This window comes from Roseovarius atlanticus, assembly GCF_001441615.1.
GTDB lineage: Bacteria > Pseudomonadota > Alphaproteobacteria > Rhodobacterales > Rhodobacteraceae > Roseovarius > Roseovarius atlanticus.
The window spans coordinates 97,601-113,059 of sequence record NZ_LAXJ01000027.1; the positions used below are offsets into that span (position 1 = coordinate 97,601).

Below are 15,459 nucleotides of genomic sequence, written 5' to 3' on the forward strand. Positions count from 1 at the left end.
TTGAATTGGCCCACAGTCCTCGCAATTCCGGGCGAAAAGACCCGACAAATGAGGCGTGATCGGAAAGGCAGGTCACATGAAAAATTCGAGCGTGTTCAAGGCCGCCCTGTTGGGGCTGGCTGTCATTTTTTCCCCTGTTGCCGAAATGGCAATGGCCGACAACATTACCGTGATCCGCAAGGGCGCGAACCGTGATCTCAGCATCCCGATGAACCGGGCCGTCGTCATCGAAAGCGATGTGCCCTTCGCGGAACTGAGCATCGCCAACCCCTCCATCGCGGACTTTTCGACGCTGTCGGACCGCACCGTTTACGTGCTGGGCAAGGCGCCGGGGCGCACCACCCTGACCCTTCTGGATGCGACGGGCCGGCTGATCACCAACGTAGAGGTGCATGTCAGCCCCGATATCTCGGAGTTCAAGGAACGCCTGCAACAGATCATGCCGGGCGAAAAGATCGAGGTCCGCTCGGCCAATGACGGCATCGTCCTCTCGGGCACGGTCAGCAGCGCCGGTAAGATGGACCGCGCGCTGGAGCTGGCCAACCGTTACGCGCCCGAACGCGTGTCGAACCTGATGTCGGTCTCGGGCAAGCAGCAGGTAATGCTGAAGGTCCGCTTTGCCGAGATGCAGCGCACCGTCTCAAAGGCCCTGGGCACCTCGCTGTCGCTGGATGCACGCTCGGCGGGCAGCGCCGGCTTCATCGGCGGCTCGGGCACCACCAACACCCAAGGCGGCGTTCTGGGCACGCTGGCCGGCGCGATCCCGACCGTTCAGAACAATTTCGGCGCGCTTGCCATCGGCTTCGACATCGGCTCGACCGAGGTCGGTATCCTTTTGGAAGCCTTGGAAGAAAAAGGCGTCGTGCGCACTCTGGCGGAACCCAACCTGACCGCCCTGTCGGGGCAGGAGGCCAAGTTCCTCGCAGGCGGCGAATTCCCCATCCCCGTGGCCCAGGAGAACGGCACCACGACGATCGAGTTCAAGCCCTTCGGCGTCGAGCTTAACTTCACCCCGCGCGTGCTGGACGACGAGGTCATCAACCTCGAAATGGCCGCCGCCGTCTCCTCGCTCGATCCCGCCAACGGGATCACGACGAACGGGCTAAACGTCTCTGCCTTCCGCCGTCGCGACGCGTCCACCACCGTGGTGATGCGCGACGGACAAAGCTTTGCCATCGCCGGCCTGCTTCAGGACGACTTCCGCGACAGCGCGGGCCAGATCCCGTGGCTGGGTGACATCCCGATCCTTGGCGCACTTTTCCGCAGCGCGGAATACGAACGCGCCCAGACCGAGCTGGTGATCATCGTCACCGCGCATCTCGTGACCCCCACCAGCGGCACGGTCCTGGCCCTGCCGACCGACCGGGTCAAGCTGCCGACGGAAAAAGACCTGTTCCTGAACGGCCGCGTCGCCAAGGACGTGCGCCAGTCGCCCGGCGCAACCGGCGAAGTCGCCCGGCAGGATTTCAACGGGTCCTACGGCTACGTGATGGACTGAGGAGAGACGAGGCCATGAAAAAATACCTTATAACAGCGTCGGTTCTCGCCCTTGCCGGGTGTTCGCAGCAGGGGCAGGTCTACAAGTCCTACTTCGGCGAAGCGGGCGGATTGGTGGATGGCGGCAATTTCGGCAACGCCACCGTCCACAACCAGTTGGTGATGCGCGGCGAGAAAGGCTATGTCTACGACCTGGCCAACCGCTTCTCGAACGAGGTGCTGAGCACGGTCAACTTCGCCTTCAACAGCGCCCAGCTGGATGCCGGCGCGCGCGACACGCTGAACGAACAGGCCCGCTGGATCAAGCAGTTCCCCGAGGTCCGTTTCCGGGTCTACGGCCACACCGACCTTGTCGGGTCCGCCGGCTACAACAAGAGCCTCGGACAACAGCGCGCCAACGCCGTGGTCAACTATCTGGTGGCCCAGGGTATCAGCCGCGGCCGGCTCGAGGCCGTCGTGTCCTTCGGCGAAACCCAGCCGCTGGTCGTCACCCAGGGCCGCGAGCGCCGCAACCGCCGCACCGTGACCGAGGTGACGGGCTTTGTCGCATCGCATCCCATCGTGATGGACGGCAAATATGCCGAAGTGGTTTACCGCGAATATATCGAAAGCGCCGAACCGCGCTCGACCCTGATCATGGTCGAAGAAGGCGGTGACGTCACCGGCGGCAGCGAGGAATGATCTGAATTCTCCCTGTCCGGCCACAGGCCGGGCCACCTCAAGAACCCGCCCGAAACAATATGTTGGGCGGGTTTTTTTTGTCGCGAGATATCGCACAATTACGATCTTTTGGCCCCATTATCGCCAAGATTTTCCAGCAGTTTCTGAGCATGGCAATGGGTCCCTCGCGTGTATGCGCGTGGCCCGATTGCGTTAAAAATAACGGTTTCCGACGCTCAGACGTCGCAACAAACATGGGGCCGACCAGAGATGAGTAGTGTGCAAAAACAACCCGAATCCAGCCCGATCACGGCCTGCACCATCAGCCGCGACGTCCAGGATTTCGACCTGTTGATCGAGGACATGGAAACCGCCCTGGGCGAGGCCTGGGGCGATCTCGGCTTTGCCGAGGCGCTGGCCTTTTTCAACCAGCCCGAGGCCGACGGTCTTGAATTCGTGGCGCTGGCCATCGACGCCAGCGACGAGGACGAGATCGGCCTGCTCAGCGAGATCATTACCATGGCCAAGGCGCGCGGGATCAAGGTGATCCTGATTGCCGAGGATGTCAGCCCCGCGTCCCTGCACCAGCTTCTGCGCCAGGGCGCGGATGAATTCGTCCCCTACCCCCTGCCCGAGAACGAGCTGCAAGCCGCAATCGACCGCCTGCACCGCACCGAGGCCGCCGCGCCTGCGGCCACCGCCGCCGCCCCGTTCGGTGATACAAGCCGCGCGGGCGACGGCGTGCTTCTGGCCGTCCAGGGGCTGGCCGGCGGCACCGGCGCCACCACCCTTGCGGTGAACCTGGCCTGGGAGCTGGCCTCTGTCTCCAAGAACGACGCCCCGCGTGTCTGTATTCTGGACCTCGGCCTGCAAACCGGATCGGTCGCCACCTATCTCGACCTGCCGCGCAAGGATGTGGTCTATGAGATGTGGGCCGACACCGACTCGATGGACGAGGATATCTTCAAGCAGGCGCTGGTGCCCTTCGAAGACAAGCTTTGGGTTCTGACCGCGCCCACCGACATCCTGCCGCTCGACATGATCACGTCCGAGGACGTGCAGCGCGTGCTCGATCTGGCCCGCGCCAAGTTCGACTATGTCATCGTCGACATGCCCAGCACCCTGGTCCAGTGGACCGAAACAGTGCTGCATTCCGCGCAGATCTACTTCACCACGCTGGAGCTTGACATGCGCTCCGCCCAGAACGCGCTGCGCCTGAAACGCGCCCTGCGCTCCGAGGATCTGCCGATCGAAAAGCTGCGCTTCTGCCTGAACCGGGCGCCGAAATTCACCGACCTGAACGGCAAGAGCCGCGTCAAGCGTCTGGCCGAAAGCCTGGAAATCAGCATCGAGGTACAGCTGCCCGACGGCGGCAAGCCGGTGATGCAGGCCGGCGATCACGGCACCCCACTGGCCAGTGCCGCCGCCAAGAACCCGCTGCGCAAGGAAATCGCCAAGCTGGCCGCCTCGCTGCACGCGCTTGGCCAAAGCGACGCCGAGCAGGCCGCATAAAGGAATCCCCACCGATGTTCTCGCGATACAAGAAAACGACCGAAGGCGCCCAGCCGGTCAAGGCCGCCAAGGCGGGCAAGGCGGCCGTCGCCGAGGCGCCCAAGACCGCCCCGGTTGAACAGGCCCAAAGCGTTTCGCTGCGCAAGCCGCTTCAGCAAGCGGCGGCGACCGCCGCGCCCCAAGACAAGGACCGAAAGCGCAAGGAACGCCTGGCCGAGATCAAGATCGACCTGCACCGCGCGCTTCTGGACAATCTCAACCTTGGCGCGCTCGACACCGCGACCGAGGCCGACCTTCGCGCCGAAATCAGCGCCATCACCGGCGAGGCCCTGGAAGAGCGCAGCATCGTCCTCAACCGCGAGGACCGCACCACGCTGACGCAGGATCTCTACGACGAGGTGCGCGGCCTGGGCCCGCTGGAGCCGCTGCTGAAGGACGACACCGTCAACGATATCCTGGTAAACGGCCCGCACCAGGTGTTCGTGGAACGCGCCGGCAAACTGATGCTGACGGACACCACCTTCAAAGACGAAAAGCACCTCTTGCGGATCATCGACAAGATCGTTTCCGCCGTGGGCCGCCGCGTCGACGAATCCAACCCTTACGTCGACGCCCGCCTGCAAGATGGCTCGCGTTTCAACGCGATGGTCCCGCCCGTGGCCGTCGACGGCAGCCTTGTGTCCATTCGTAAGTTCAAGAAGGACAAGCTTGGCATCGACGACCTGGTGAATTTCGGCGCCTTTTCCGAGGAAATGGCCGCCTACCTTCAGGCCGCCGTGGCCACGCGCCTCAACGTGATTGTCTCGGGCGGTACCGGCTCGGGCAAAACGACCACGCTCAACGCGCTGTCGTCCTTCATCGACAATTCCGAACGCATCCTGACGATCGAGGATACCGCGGAACTTCAGCTGCAACAGATCCACGTCGGCCGGATGGAAAGCCGCCCGCCCAACGTCGAGGGCAAGGGCGAGGTCAGCCCCCGCGACTGTCTGAAGAACGCCCTTCGGATGCGCCCCGACCGCATCATCGTCGGCGAGACGCGCGGCGAGGAAGTCATCGACATGTTGCAGGCCATGAACACCGGCCACGACGGCTCGATGACCACGATCCACGCCAACAACCCGCGCGACGGCATCAGCCGTCTGGAAAACATGGTCGCCATGGCCGGGATCGAAATGCCATTGAAGGCCGTGCGCTCGCAGATCGCCTCGGCCGTGAACCTTCTGGTGCAGGCCAGCCGCCTTCAGGACGGCTCGCGCCGGATGACCTCGATCACCGAGATCACCGGCATGGAGGGCGACGTGATTTCCATGCAGGAAATCTTCCGCTTCCAGCGCGTCGGCCTCACGCCCGACAACAAGATCATAGGCCACTTCACCGGCACCGGTGTGCGGTCGAACTATTCAGAACGGTTCCGCCTGTGGGGCTATGACCTGCCGCCCAGCATCTACGAACCGGTAGGGGAATAACGTCATGTCCATCAGTGCAGAGCCAATTATTTACGGCCTGATCTTCATCGGGATCATGGTCCTGGTGCAGGGTCTTTACCTTACGGTCTTCGGACGCTCGATCAGCCTCAACAACCGGGTCAACCGCCGGCTCGAGATGCTCGACAAGGGCGGCAACCGCGAAGAGGTGATGGAAAAGCTGCGCAAGGAGATGGAACAGCATCTCAAGGCGCGCAAGATCCCGCTCTATTCGATCCTTGCGACCAAGGCCCAGATGGGCGCCATCGCGTTCTCGCCCAAGCAGCTGATGATGCTGATGGTGGCCTGCGGCTTCATCGCCTTCATCGGCCTGTCCGTCGGCACCAGCACCGCCCTGCCCGTGCGCGTTCTCGTCTCGGCGGCGATGGGCGTGGGCGGCATTTTCGTGTGGGTCAACATGAAGGCCGGCAAGCGCATGGCGATGCTGGAAGAGCAGCTGCCCGACGCCATCGAACTCATGGTGCGCTCCTTGCGCGTGGGCCATCCGTTCAGCTCGGCCATCGGGATCGTCGCCAACGAGGTCGCCGACCCGCTGGCCACCGAATTCGGTGTCATCGCCGACGAGGCCGCCTATGGCCGCGACATGGGCGAGGCGCTCAAGGATATGGCCGAACGGCTGGACATGCAGGATCTGCGCTTTCTCGCCGTCGCCGTGACCATCCAGCAGCAATCGGGCGGCAACCTGGCCGAGATCCTCGACGGTCTGGCCAAGGTGATCCGCGCCCGCTTCCGCCTGTTCCGCCGCGTCAAGGCCATCACCGCCGAGGCCAAGTGGTCAGGCAAATTCCTGTCCGCCTTCCCGATCCTCGCGCTGATCGCGATCCAGATGATCAAGCCCGACTATTACGACGAGGCGATGGAACATCCCTACTTCATCCCGGCCTGCCTGGCCGTGGGCTTCTTCCTCGTGGCGAACCTCTTCGTGATGCGCGCCCTCGTGAACATCAAAGTGTAAGGCCACGATCATGCTCGATACCGTGACACAACTCATGACCGACACGCTGGGCCCCTTCGGCCCGCTGATCGCGGTCGGCACGCTGGGCCTGCTCCTGGTCCTGCTGACGATCCCGATCCTGATCCGCGAGTCGAACGACCCGCTGGACAAGATCAAGAAGGCGTCCCGCTCGGGCGTGTCGCAGGAAGAGCAGAAGAAGAAGCTGCGCTCGGGCCAGCGCAACGAGAAGCTGGACAAGTACGCCAAGTTCCTCGAACCCGAGGATGAAAAGCAGCTCAGCCAGATCCGCCTGACCCTTCTTCAGGCCGGCTATCGCGACCGCGACGCCGTGCGCTACTTCCACTTCGCGCAGTTCGCGCTCGGCATCGGCTTCCTGATCCTCGGCGTGCTCTACTTCGTCGTGTTCCTCGCGGGCAACGAGGATACCACGACCCAGCAGACGCTGATGTATATCCTCGGCCCCGGCGGCCTGGGCTACATGCTGCCCAAATACTGGGTGACCAAGCGCCAGCAGAAACGCCAGCAGGAAATCGAGGAAGGCTTCCCCGACAGTCTCGATATGATGCTGACCTGCGTCGAGGCGGGCCAGTCCATGGACCAGGCAATCATCCGCGTCTCCAAGGAAATCCGCGCCTCCTATCCCGCGCTGGCCGAAGAATTCGAGATCGTCTCGCACCAGATCAAGGCCGGCCGTGACAAGCCTTCGGTCCTCAACGAAATGGCCGAACGCTGCGGCGTGCAGGACATCTCCAGCTTCGTGACCGTCATGGTGCAGTCGCAGACCTTCGGCACCTCGATCGCCGATGCCCTGCGCGTCTATGCCGGCGAGATGCGTGACAAACGGGTCATGCGCGCCGAAGAAAAGGCCAACAAGCTTCCGACAAAGATGACATTGGCCACGATGATGCTTACAGTGCCGCCATTGCTGATCATTCTGGTCGGCCCGTCGGTGCTGGGGATCATGGAACTCTTCACGATGGCGGGCCAGTAGGGCCGGACCAACGAAAGGCAGGCCCCGCACGGGCTTGTCGCCACAAAGAAGAGGCGGCATCACAGGCATGGCACGAGCAGGTGTCTGGCTTCTGGTTTCCTTCGCTCTCGTCGCGGGCTGCGGCGAGGGCGCTTCGCGTGATCCCGACAACCCCTATGCCCCCGGCGTGGCGCGGGGCGGCGAGGCCGTCGACTCCAAGCTGGTCGGCCACCGTCTTGTCGCCGCGGGCGAGTTCGAGCTGGCGATCGACGCATTTTCCCGCGCCGCCCTCGACGAGGGCATGAGCGCCGACGTGCTGGCAGGCCTGGGCACCGCCAACCTTGGCCTGGGCCGCCTGCACACCGCCGAACGCCTGCTGCGCCAGGCCATCGAAAAGGACGAATTCTCGCCCGAGGTCTGGAACAATCTCGGTGTCGTCCTGCTGGAAAAGGGCGAAAACGGCGAAGCGGAACAGGTGTTCAAGAAGGCCTATGCGCTCGACAATGGCCAAAGTGACTCAATCCGCGACAATTTGCGGTTAGTTCTCGCAAAAATGGATAATTCGCTTTATAGTGAAGAGTTAGAGCAAGATTATAAACTGGTGCGGCGCGGGAGCAGCGACTACCTGATCCGCAGTATACCAGGTTGAGGCAAAGGCAGTAAAAGGACGCAAAATGCGCCATCCTATCCTTATGTGCATCTGCGTGGGCAGCGCATTTGCTCTTTCCGCTTGTGATGACAAGGCCGGCAAGGCCGATGTGGACCGGGCCCTGTCCGATCTCAACGTCGTCGATGAAAGCAACCTCGGCGATGTCATGCTGACCGTGGCCGACCCCAACGAGTCCGTGAAATACTTCCAACGCACGCTGGGCGAAAAACCCGACCGCCTCGACGTGCGCCGCGGTCTCGCGCAATCGCTCATTCGCGCCAAGCGCCACACCGAGGCCGTCGCGGCCTGGAAAAACGTGGTCGACCATGAAAAATCCACCGACGACGACAAGGTGGAATACGCCGACGCGCTCATTCGCAACAACGAATGGAAACGCGCCGACGAGGTGCTGGATTCCGTGCCACCCACCCACGAGACCTTCAAGCGCTACCGCCTCGAGGCGATGATCGCCGACAGCAACCAGAACTGGCAGAAGGCCGACAGCTTCTACGAGACCGCCATTGGCCTCACGACCCAGCCCGCCAGCGTGATGAACAACTGGGGCTATTCCAAGCTGACCCGCGGCGATTTCCCCGCCGCCGAGCGTCTGTTCACCGACGCGATCCGCCAGGATGACAGCCTGTTCACCGCCAAGAACAACCTGGTGCTGGCCCGCGGCGCGCAAAAGAAATACTCGCTGCCCGTCCTGCAAACCAGCCAGGAAGAGCGCGCGCAACTGCTCTACACGCTGGGCCTGTCGGCCATCAAGCAGGGCGACACCAGTATCGGCAAGGGCCTTCTGCGCGACGCCATCGACACCCACCCCCAGCATTTCGAGGCCGCCGCGCGCAGCCTGAGCGCGCTGGAAAACAACGTCGAATAAACGGTTTACGAGGCGCCGGCCATGCCCTTGGACATCACAAGCTGGGCGGCGCTCTGGTTCCTGCCCTTTGTCACCCCGGTCTGTCTGTGGGTGATGTGGAGCGACCTGCGCGCCATGCGCATCCCCAACACCTCCGTCCTGACGCTGGCGGGCATTTTCGTCGTCGTGGGTCTCTGGGCCGTCACGCCGTTCTGGCCCGATTACGCCTGGCGTATCGCGATCATGGCCATCGCATTGGTCATCGGCTTCATTGCCAACGCGGGCGGCTTGATGGGTGCGGGCGACAGCAAATTCATCGCCGCCGCCGCTCCCTTCGTCGCCCCCGGCGACTGGCGGGTCATCATGTTTCTCTTCGCCGCCAACCTTCTGGCCTGCTTCGTCACCCACCGGCTGGCGAAACACTCGCCCCTGCGCCGGCTCGCCCCTGACTGGGTCAGCTGGGACCGCGGCAAGAAATTTCCCATGGGCTTCGCCCTCGGCGCGACCCTGGTGATCTATCTCGCCCTCGGCGCGGCCTACGGACGCTAAAGCGTCCTGCCCCAACCCCGCCCGGCAGAGACCATAATTTCCGCACGATTTGCTGCCAGTCTGTGGTGAAACACTCCGCCGTCCGCGGGGTCGCAACACGTCACCTTGTCAGACAAACGGGCAGCAAAACATGAACATGCAAGTGACCACCGGCGTTCAACCGCCCCCGCCGCCATCCGGCATCGAGGAAATGCGCCTTCCCGTCGTGATGATGCGCGACATCCTTCTGAAAACCATGTTCCGCAAGAACCTCGACATGGTCAGCGAAATCGCCGAGGCGATCTGCCTGCCCCGCGCCGTCACGCAGGAGCTGGTGGACATGGCCCGCCAACAACGCCTGCTCGAGGCGACCGGCACGCTCAACGCCAATTCCGGCGGCGAAATGGGCTTTCAGCTGACGGACGCCGGCAAGTCCCGCGCGCTCGACGCCCTGTCACAATCGGAATATTTCGGCGCCATGCCCGTGCCACTGGCCGTCTACCGCGAGCAGGTTCAACGCCAATCGATCCGCAACATCCAGATCACCCGGGACGAGCTGACCGGCGCCATGGGCCACCTCGTCCTGCCGCCCAGCCTGCTCGATCATCTCGGCCCCGCCGTGTCGGCCGGCCGCTCGATCCTGATGTATGGCCCCCCCGGCAACGGCAAATCCTCGATCTCGAACGGCATTCGCGACGCCATGGGCGACAAGATCTATGTCCCCCGCGCCATCGAATACGCGGGCCAGGTCATCACCGTCTACGACCCGATCGTGCATTCCAAGGCCGAGGTCGAGGTCGACGACCCCAACTCCCTGCGCCGCAAGCGCACCTTCGACACGCGCTATGTGCGCTGCGAACGGCCCACGGTCATCACCGGGGGCGAGCTGTCGCTTTCGATGCTCGATCTGGTCTACAACCCCACCGCGCGCACCTACCAGGCGCCCTTGCAGCTCAAATCGACGGGGGGCATCTTCATCGTCGACGACCTTGGCCGCCAGGCCGAACCGCCGCAAAGCCTGGTCAACCGCTGGATCGTGCCGCTGGAGGAATCCAAGGACATCCTCGCGCTGCAATCGGGCGAAAAGTTCGAGGTGCCCTTCGACACGCTGGTCATTTTCTCGACCAACTTCCACCCCAACGAGATCTTCGACCAGGCCGCCCTGCGCCGGATCTTCTTCAAGATCAAGATCGACGGACCCAACCAGCAGGATTTCCTCAAGATCTTCGCCATGGTGGCCAAGAAACGCGGAATGCCGCTGGACGAGGAAACGCTGCTGCATCTTCTGAAGGTCAAGTACCCGACAATCAACAACGTCTACGCCAATTACCAGCCGATCTTCCTGATCGACCAGATGATCTCGATCTGCGAGTTCGAGGGCATCCCCTACCAGATGCGCCCCGACCTCTTGGATCGCGCCTGGGCGAACATGTTCGTCAAGGACGAAAAGATCGTGAAATAAGCGCCACCCGGAGTTTTGAAAAACTCCGGGCAAAACTTTTTCTGAAAAGTTTTGCGGTTGCGCCTACATCAGGCGGATGACGTCGCTACCCCCCGTGTTCACAGACTGGTTCGCCGCGCGCGGTTGGTCCATCCACCCGCACCAGCAGGCCATGCTGGACCGTGCCGATGACCCCGCCCTTCTGCTCATCGCCCCCACCGGCGGCGGCAAGACACTGGCCGGGTTTTTGCCCACCCTGGTCGATATCGCCCAGAACGGCCACGAGGGGCTGCACACGCTCTACATCTCCCCGCTCAAGGCACTCGCGGCCGACATCAAGCGCAACCTGACCACGCCTGTGTCCGAGATGGGCCTGCCCATCCGCATCGAGGACCGCACCGGCGACACCTCCTCGTCGGCCAAACGCCGCCAGCGCGCCGACCCGCCGCATATCCTGCTGACCACGCCCGAAAGCCTGGCACTCCTGACCTCCTACGAGGACGCGCCGCGCATCTTCAAGGGCCTCAAGCGCATCGTCGTCGACGAAATCCACGCGCTGGCGGAATCCAAGCGCGGCGACCAGTTGTTCCTTGCCCTCAGCCGCCTTCAGGCCATGTGCCCCGGCCTGCGCCGCGTGGGCCTCTCGGCCACCGTCGAGGACCCTGCCGCCATCGCACGCCTTCTCGCCCGCCACCCCGACCCGTGCGAGATCCTCATGGCCGATCCCGGCCCCGAGCCCGATATCGCCATGCTGCGAACCGACGCTTACCCGCCCTGGTCGGGCGGCGGCGCGGCCTATTCCATCCCCGCCGTGCTGGACGAGGTGAAACGCCACCGCATCACCCTCATCTTCCATAACACCCGCGCCCAGGCCGAGATCTTCTTTCACAACCTCTGGCTTGCCAACGAAGAGGCCCTGCCCATCGGCATCCACCACGGCTCGCTCGACCGCGCGCAGCGCGAGCGGGTCGAGGCCGCCATGCAACGCGGCGAGCTGCGCGCCGTGGTCTGCACCGGCAGTCTGGATCTTGGCATCGACTGGGGCGATGTGGACCTCGTGATCCAGGTCGGCGCACCCAAGAACGTCAAGCGGCTGGTCCAGCGCATCGGCCGCGCGAACCACCGCTACAACGCCCCCTCCAAGGCGCTTCTGGTGCCCGCGAACCGCTTCGAGGTCATCGAATGCGTCGCCGCGCTGCAGGCCGTCCGTGACCACGACCTAGACGGCGAGCCGCGCGGCCCCGGCCCCCGCGACGTGCTCTGCCAGCATATCCTCATCCGCGCCTGTGCCGGGCCGTTCGATGCAGATGCATTGTTCGAGGAAATCAAGACCGTCGGCGCCTACGCCACCCTCACCCGCGCCCAGTTCGACGCCTGCCTCGATTTCTGCGCCACCGGCGGCTATGCCCTGCGCGCCTATGACCAATGGCAGCGCCTGCTCAACCGCGACGGCCTGTGGCAGTTGCGCGACCCGCGCAGCGCCCGCCTCATTCGCATGAATATCGGTACCATCCAGGACGCCGACCTCTTGAAGGTGCGGATGCGCCGCAACCGCGGCGGCAAGCCCCTGGGCGAGGTCGAGGAAGGCTTCGCCGCCTCCCTTACCCCCGGCGACACCTTCCTGATCGGCGGCCAGATCGTGAAATACGAAGGCCTGCGCGAAACCGTGGTCGAGGTCAGCCGCGACGCCGCCAAAAAGCCCAAGATCGCCACGTTTGCCGGGACGAAATTCGCCACCTCCACCCAGCTCAGCCAGCGCATTCTGTCGCTCCTCCACTCCAGAGACCATTCCTCCCTGCCCGCCCACACCGCCGACTGGATCGCGCTGCAACAGGACGTCTCGCACCTGCCGCAAGCGGGCCGTCTACTGATCGAAAGCTTCCCCCATGACGGGCGTGAACACGCCTGCATCTACGGCTTCGCGGGCCGCAACGCGCAACAGACGCTGGGCCTGATCCTGTCCAAGCGGATGGAGGAAATGCGCCTCGCCCCCATGGGCTTCGTCTCGACCGATTACGCCACGCTCATCTGGGGGCTGGAGCCGCTGACCGACGCCACCGGCCTGCTGGACCGCGCCGCCCTGCGCGAAGGCCTCGAGAAGTGGCTGGCGGGTAACCAGCTGATAAAGCGCACCTTTCGCGCTTCGGCCACCATCGCCGGCCTGATCCAGCGCAACCTGCCGCAGGTGCGCAAATCCGGGCGGCAAGCGACGTTTTCGTCGGATATCCTCTACGACACGCTGGCCAAATATGACCCCGATCACCTGCTTCTGGACATCACGCGGCAAGAGGCGATGCGCGGCCTGATCGACTTTGGCCGGATCGAGGAAATGCTCGACCGCATCGGCGACCGTGTCGACCTCCTGCGCCTGCCCCGGGTCACGCCCTTCGCGGCGCCCTTGTTTCTCGAAGCCGGGCGCACCCCCGTCGAAGGGTCCGCACAGGACCGCCTGCTTGAGGAAGAGACCCAACGCCTGATGCAGGCCGCCGGCCTCGCCTGACCCTCGAAAAGCCCTTGCAAAATCAGTCGCCCCGCGTGATGAACGAAGCATGAACGGCTACGAGTTCACATTGGCAGGCGCCCGCCTCACCGCCCTCGGCTCCGGCGCGCTTTTCTGGCGTGACCAGAACCTGCTCTGCGTGTCGGACATGCACTTGGGCAAGACCGAACGCCGCGCGCGGCTGGGCGAGGCACAACTGCCCCCCTACGAGACGCACGATACGCTTTCCCGCCTGCAAGCCGACCTCGAGGCGACCGGCGCCCACACCGTCATCTGCCTCGGCGACAGCTTCGACGACGCGCTGGCCGCGCGCGCCCTGCTGGAGGCCGAAAAGCTCTGGATCAGCCGCCTTCAGGCCGGACGCCGCTGGGTCTGGATCGAGGGCAACCACGATCCCGGCCCCGTCGACCTGGGCGGCGCGCATCTGTTCGAGCTGCCCGTGCCGCCGCTCACCTTTCGCCACATCGCACAGGCCGGTTATTCGGGCGAGGTGTCGGGGCATTACCACCCCAAGGTCACCCTGCCCGTCCGGGGCCGCGCCATCACCCGGCCCGCCTTCCTGCTCGACAGCGACCGGCTGGTGATGCCCGCCTACGGCACCTATACCGGCGGCCTGCGCAGCCACGATGCGGCACTCTGCGACCTCATGCGGCCCGAGGCGCTGGCCATCCTTACCGGCAACACGCCCCATCCCGCGCCCATGCCGCGCGGCCAACGGGCCTGACACGCCCCGTTCCCATTGCCGCCCGCCCGGCCTAGACTGCCGGGGACAAGACCACCCGGAGACTCCCATGTCCGCGCAAATCGAAAACCGCATCCGCGACAGCTTCGCGCGGCAATCCATGATGCAGACGCTGGGCGCCACGCTCGCCGACATCGCAAAGGGCAAGGTCGAGATCACCGCGCCTATCCTGGACGGCAGCCGCCAGCAGCAGGGCGTCGCCCATGCCGGCCTGACCTTCGCCATCGGCGACAGTGCGGCGGGTTATTCCGCGCTCACCCTGATCCCCGAGGGGATGGAGGTGATGACCACGGAGATGAAGATCAACCTGCTGGCCCCCGGTGCGGGCGATCACCTGGTGGCCCGGGGCCGGGTGATCAAGCCGGGCCGCCGCCTGATGGTGGTGCAGTCGGATATTTTCGCCGTGACCGACGGCGCGGAACGCCACATCGCCATGATGGTCGGCACCATGATCCCGGTGGATCTTTAGCGGCAACAGCCCGGAACACCTGCGACCAAGTTCAACAGAAATAAGGGCAACCCCCGACCGAGGGTGGGGGTGAAGCCCCCGCCCGTGGGGGCGGTCGGGGGCTGCCCGGCGGTGGCCGCCGGGCAAGAGGTCTCAGGCCGTCAGCCCTTCGGGCTCCGACAACCCGTTGGCGCGGCAGCAGGCCGTCACCGTGTTGGCCAAGAGGCACGCGATGGTCATCGGCCCGACGCCGCCCGGCACCGGGGTGATCGCCCCCGCGCGCGCCGCGCAGCTCTCGTAATCCGCATCGCCCACCAGCTTGTTCTTGCCGTCGCGCTCGACCCGGTTGATCCCTACGTCGATCACGGTCGCGCCTTCCTTGATCCAGTCGCCCGGCACCATCTCGGGCCGGCCCACGGCAGCCACCACGATATCGGCCCGGCGCACGACCTCGGGCAAATCCTTGGTGCGGCTATGCGCGATCGTCACCGTGCAGCTGTCGCCCAGCAGCAGCTGCGCCATCGGCTTGCCCACGATGTTCGACCGCCCGACAACCACCGCGTCCATGCCAGAAAGGCTCCCGTGGTGTTCGCGCAGCATCATCAGGCACCCCAGCGGCGTGCAGGGCACCATGCTCTTCTGCCCGGTGCCCAGCAGGCCCACGTTCGAGATGTGAAACCCGTCGACGTCCTTGGCCGGATCGATCGAGTTGATCACCAGATCGGAATCCAGATGGTCGGGCAGCGGCAACTGCACAAGGATGCCATGCACGTCCTTGTCGTTGTTCAGCTGGTCGATCAGCGCCAGCAGGTCTTCCTCAGAGGTGTCCGCCTCCAGCTTGTGCTCGTAGGAATTCATGCCGACCTCCACGGTCTGCTTGCCCTTCGAGCGCACGTAAACCTGGCTCGCCGGGTCCTCGCCCACCAGCACCACGGCCAGCCCCGGTGTGATGCCATGCTCGTCTTTCAGGCGGTCCACGTGGCCCGCCACCTTTTCACGCACTTTCGCGGCAAACGCCTTGCCGTCGATAATCTCTGCCGTCATGTCTTTCCTCCCGGCCCGAAAAATTGGTCCCCCACCCTATACCTTTGGCACGGGGCGGGGAAAACCGGTCCTTTAGAACAACCCCTCGATCTGGCCATCCGCGTTGAGGCGGATGTTCTCGGAGGCCGGGCGGCTGGGCAGGCCGGGCATGGTCATGATCTCGC

The 15,459-nt window shown here is 64.3% G+C and carries 15 protein-coding genes; 13 read left to right on the forward strand and 2 right to left on the reverse strand.

What is annotated here, in order from left to right; genetic code table 11:
• The first annotated feature begins 76 nt into the window (after positions 1-76).
• The 13 genes from XM53_RS19795 (at position 77) to XM53_RS19855 (ending at position 14,272) form a co-directional block, all read left to right on the forward strand.
• On the forward strand, positions 77-1,498 hold the full coding sequence (locus tag XM53_RS19795) for a type II and III secretion system protein family protein (protein ID WP_057796515.1): 1,422 nt from the start codon (positions 77-79) through the stop codon (positions 1,496-1,498).
• A gap of 14 nt (positions 1,499-1,512) precedes the next feature.
• Positions 1,513-2,178 (forward strand): OmpA family protein, encoded by a 666-nt coding sequence (locus XM53_RS19800; RefSeq protein ID WP_057796517.1) that lies wholly within the window; start codon positions 1,513-1,515, stop codon positions 2,176-2,178.
• 249 nt (positions 2,179-2,427) lie between these two features.
• Positions 2,428-3,669, forward strand: coding sequence for an AAA family ATPase (locus XM53_RS19805; protein WP_057796519.1), 1,242 nt, complete (start codon positions 2,428-2,430; stop codon positions 3,667-3,669).
• 14 nt (positions 3,670-3,683) lie between these two features.
• Positions 3,684-5,138 (forward strand): CpaF family protein, encoded by a 1,455-nt coding sequence (locus tag XM53_RS19810; RefSeq protein ID WP_057796520.1) that lies wholly within the window; start codon positions 3,684-3,686, stop codon positions 5,136-5,138.
• 4 nt (positions 5,139-5,142) lie between these two features.
• Positions 5,143-6,111, forward strand: coding sequence for a type II secretion system F family protein (locus XM53_RS19815; protein WP_057796523.1), 969 nt, complete (start codon positions 5,143-5,145; stop codon positions 6,109-6,111).
• A gap of 10 nt (positions 6,112-6,121) precedes the next feature.
• Positions 6,122-7,102, forward strand: a complete 981-nt coding sequence (locus XM53_RS19820) for a type II secretion system F family protein (protein WP_057796525.1) — start codon at positions 6,122-6,124, stop codon at positions 7,100-7,102.
• A gap of 67 nt (positions 7,103-7,169) precedes the next feature.
• Complete coding sequence (locus XM53_RS19825) at positions 7,170-7,730, forward strand: tetratricopeptide repeat protein (protein WP_057796526.1); 561 nt, start codon at positions 7,170-7,172, stop codon at positions 7,728-7,730.
• Positions 7,731-7,755: 25 nt separating this feature from the next.
• Positions 7,756-8,613, forward strand: a complete 858-nt coding sequence (locus tag XM53_RS19830; RefSeq protein WP_057796529.1) for a tetratricopeptide repeat protein — start codon at positions 7,756-7,758, stop codon at positions 8,611-8,613.
• 21 nt (positions 8,614-8,634) lie between these two features.
• Positions 8,635-9,141, forward strand: coding sequence for an A24 family peptidase (locus XM53_RS19835; RefSeq protein ID WP_201455451.1), 507 nt, complete (start codon positions 8,635-8,637; stop codon positions 9,139-9,141).
• 130 nt (positions 9,142-9,271) lie between these two features.
• Positions 9,272-10,582, forward strand: a complete 1,311-nt coding sequence (locus XM53_RS19840) for a hypothetical protein (protein WP_057796531.1) — start codon at positions 9,272-9,274, stop codon at positions 10,580-10,582.
• A 76-nt stretch (positions 10,583-10,658) separates the two neighbouring features.
• A complete protein-coding gene (locus XM53_RS19845; protein WP_057796533.1) occupies positions 10,659-13,061 on the forward strand; it encodes a ligase-associated DNA damage response DEXH box helicase in 2,403 nt (800 codons plus the stop codon).
• Positions 13,062-13,110: 49 nt separating this feature from the next.
• Positions 13,111-13,785, forward strand: coding sequence for a ligase-associated DNA damage response endonuclease PdeM (gene pdeM, locus XM53_RS19850; protein ID WP_057796535.1), 675 nt, complete (start codon positions 13,111-13,113; stop codon positions 13,783-13,785).
• 67 nt (positions 13,786-13,852) lie between these two features.
• Positions 13,853-14,272 carry a PaaI family thioesterase gene (locus tag XM53_RS19855; protein WP_057796537.1) on the forward strand — a complete coding sequence of 140 codons (420 nt, stop codon included), beginning with the start codon at positions 13,853-13,855 and terminating at the stop codon, positions 14,270-14,272.
• 132 nt (positions 14,273-14,404) lie between these two features.
• Here the strand turns inward: XM53_RS19855 and folD are convergent, their stop codons facing one another.
• A complete protein-coding gene (folD, locus tag XM53_RS19860; protein ID WP_057796539.1) occupies positions 14,405-15,295 on the reverse strand; it encodes a bifunctional methylenetetrahydrofolate dehydrogenase/methenyltetrahydrofolate cyclohydrolase FolD in 891 nt (296 codons plus the stop codon).
• Positions 15,296-15,367: 72 nt separating this feature from the next.
• A partial coding sequence (locus tag XM53_RS23220; RefSeq protein ID WP_144435623.1) for a formate--tetrahydrofolate ligase occupies positions 15,368-15,459 on the reverse strand: 92 nt, incomplete at its 5' end.

Bases quoted from the DNA above. Each gene is read 5' to 3' on its own strand.
- XM53_RS19795 (WP_057796515.1), top strand. From the start codon at position 77: ATGAAAAATTCGAGCGTGTTCAAGGCCGCCCTGTTGGGGCTGGCTGTC.
- XM53_RS19800 (WP_057796517.1), top strand. From the start codon at position 1,513: ATGAAAAAATACCTTATAACAGCGTCGGTTCTCGCCCTTGCCGGGTGT.
- XM53_RS19805 (WP_057796519.1), top strand. From the start codon at position 2,428: ATGAGTAGTGTGCAAAAACAACCCGAATCCAGCCCGATCACGGCCTGC.
- XM53_RS19810 (WP_057796520.1), top strand. From the start codon at position 3,684: ATGTTCTCGCGATACAAGAAAACGACCGAAGGCGCCCAGCCGGTCAAG.
- XM53_RS19815 (WP_057796523.1), top strand. From the start codon at position 5,143: ATGTCCATCAGTGCAGAGCCAATTATTTACGGCCTGATCTTCATCGGG.
- XM53_RS19820 (WP_057796525.1), top strand. From the start codon at position 6,122: ATGCTCGATACCGTGACACAACTCATGACCGACACGCTGGGCCCCTTC.
- XM53_RS19825 (WP_057796526.1), top strand. From the start codon at position 7,170: ATGGCACGAGCAGGTGTCTGGCTTCTGGTTTCCTTCGCTCTCGTCGCG.
- XM53_RS19830 (WP_057796529.1), top strand. From the start codon at position 7,756: ATGCGCCATCCTATCCTTATGTGCATCTGCGTGGGCAGCGCATTTGCT.
- XM53_RS19835 (WP_201455451.1), top strand. From the start codon at position 8,635: ATGCCCTTGGACATCACAAGCTGGGCGGCGCTCTGGTTCCTGCCCTTT.
- XM53_RS19840 (WP_057796531.1), top strand. From the start codon at position 9,272: ATGAACATGCAAGTGACCACCGGCGTTCAACCGCCCCCGCCGCCATCC.
- XM53_RS19845 (WP_057796533.1), top strand. From the start codon at position 10,659: ATGACGTCGCTACCCCCCGTGTTCACAGACTGGTTCGCCGCGCGCGGT.
- pdeM (WP_057796535.1), top strand. From the start codon at position 13,111: ATGAACGGCTACGAGTTCACATTGGCAGGCGCCCGCCTCACCGCCCTC.
- XM53_RS19855 (WP_057796537.1), top strand. From the start codon at position 13,853: ATGTCCGCGCAAATCGAAAACCGCATCCGCGACAGCTTCGCGCGGCAA.
- folD (WP_057796539.1), bottom strand. From the start codon at position 15,295: ATGACGGCAGAGATTATCGACGGCAAGGCGTTTGCCGCGAAAGTGCGT.